This window comes from Phytobacter sp. V91, assembly GCF_965644225.1.
GTDB lineage: Bacteria > Pseudomonadota > Gammaproteobacteria > Enterobacterales > Enterobacteriaceae > CBFFRJ01.
Map to the genome: position 1 here is coordinate 1 of NZ_CBFFRJ010000259.1, position 1,836 is coordinate 1,836.

Here is a 1,836-nt window from a genome sequence, read left to right on the forward strand (position 1 = left end):
AATCTGAACCAGATTTAATCTGACAGACACCTGTATAAATAACCGGTAACTGTCAGATCAGGTCTGAGCTAGTACATGTTAAGTGCAACTATTGAAATCATTTAAGTGATTTAAGTCTATCTTCCCACTGCTGAATGACTTCTCTTTTTTCTTTAATGTAGTCATAGCGGTCATAATGTTTTGCTGAAACGCCTGGTCGTTTGTGATTTTGCAGACGGTCACGCATTTCAGTGCTCACCCCCATATCTCCCGCCAAAGTCTTAAACGTTCGCCTGATATCCCTCGGTGTAAATTTATTGAATGGCTCGCGCTCGCAAAATTTCTTAATCTGTTTGCTGTATTCTGCTGAAAGCAAATGCCCCTCAGCTGTATCTGCAGGGAAAAGAAAATCGCTATCCGGGTACCGCCTATCCATTTCTTTTAAAATGTTTGTTGCTGTTCCGCTTAATGGTACGACGTGATAGTCGCCATTCTTTGATATTTCAGGAGGAACCGTCAGTGTTTTTCCTTTGCGGTCCCAGTTGGCTTTTAAGTTTGTCATTATCTCCCATGGACGCTGGCCTGCTGTATGGATGCATAGCAACAGCAGTTGAGAAAAATCACTATGCATTCTCACTGACGCTGGATCTTGGCTTAGTATGGCGAGCAGCTCCTTGAGCTCATTCCATTGCAGGAATCTGTCCAGAGCCTTGTCGGCACCACGCTGACCAGGAACGACAGCAACAGGGTTGCTTTTAAGGGCATAAACGGTTTTCTTTCCCATGTTGGCCGGGTCATTGTCTGCAAAAAGCCCAAAGTTAAACACCGCATGCAAATTGGCGCGGGCTTTGTTGGCTCCCGCCAGCGCCCCACGGGTGATAAATTCAGACAGGACATATTTTATATGTTCAGGTGTAACGGCATTGGCTTCCATCTCTGGATTGATATGCTTGCTTTGCAGTATTTGATTAAGCCGGTTTTGTGTTTTGTCGTAAGCCCTCTTACCCCTGGCTTTCTGGTCTGCAATATAATCGTCAAAGAGCATTTTTAAAGAAGCATGCTCAGTGATCGCTTTAGCTGGTTCGCTTATGCCGCTGGCCGCTGCCTGGGCTTTCGCAGTAGCCTCTGACAAGGTAAGGGCTGGGAAATCACCGAGGCTAACAAACTTCTCTTTACCGCTCACATAGTAGCGATATACAAATGTTTTTCGGCCTGATGGGTAGGTTTTAACACCTAGCCTTCCGGTGCCTCGCGTCGCGGCGGCTTGCCAGGTATAATAGGCTGATGTCTTTGGCTTTAATCCACGAATTTTGCTGTCAGTAAGTAGGGTGCTTGCCATGGTTTACAGGTCAGGTTGCGGGTCAGGTTATGAGGAAATGATATGCAACCAAGTGAAACCATACAACACGTAAAAATCTTTTAATTTCATTGAAATGAATCTTGATGAAATCGCAGGAAATATAAGGAAACTGGCGCGTAGCGCCCTTCTAAGCCGTAGGTCACAGGTTCGAACCCTGTAGGGCGTACCATTTCAAATCATAGACTTAAGCCATTTTCAACCCAGCCTCATTTTCCCCTTATGTCGTATTTGTGTCATGGACACCAAAAATGGCGTCAATTTTCCGTACATGCTCGATCAAATGGTTCGGAGCCAGGTGAGCATACCGGCGCACCATCTCTATCGATTCCCAGCCCCCCATTTCTTGCAAAACGGATAGCGGGACTCCTGACTGAATCAACCAACTCGCCCAGGTATGTCTCAAGTCGTGAAAGCGGAAATCTGTAATTAAGTCCGGTAAACCCCCGGCTTTGCCGGGGGACTCCGAAAGGTTTGACCTTTAAGTCAGTCGCGCGAAT

General features: G+C 46.2%; 1 protein-coding gene and 1 pseudogene. Both read right to left on the reverse strand.

What is annotated here, in order from left to right; translation table 11 throughout:
- Positions 1 to 97 precede the first annotated feature (97 nt).
- Positions 98 to 1,318, reverse strand: a complete 1,221-nt coding sequence (locus ACSZO4_RS25435; protein WP_437891864.1) for a tyrosine-type recombinase/integrase — start codon at positions 1,316 to 1,318, stop codon at positions 98 to 100.
- 238 nt (positions 1,319 to 1,556) lie between these two features.
- Positions 1,557 to 1,766 (reverse strand): annotated as a pseudogene (locus ACSZO4_RS25440) (tyrosine-type recombinase/integrase); the annotation flags it as partial.
- Between the last annotated feature and the right edge of the window lie 70 nt (positions 1,767 to 1,836).

Excerpts from the sequence above, each read along its gene's own strand:
- ACSZO4_RS25435 (WP_437891864.1), bottom strand. The coding sequence starts at position 1,318 with ATGGCAAGCACCCTACTTACTGACAGCAAAATTCGTGGATTAAAGCCA.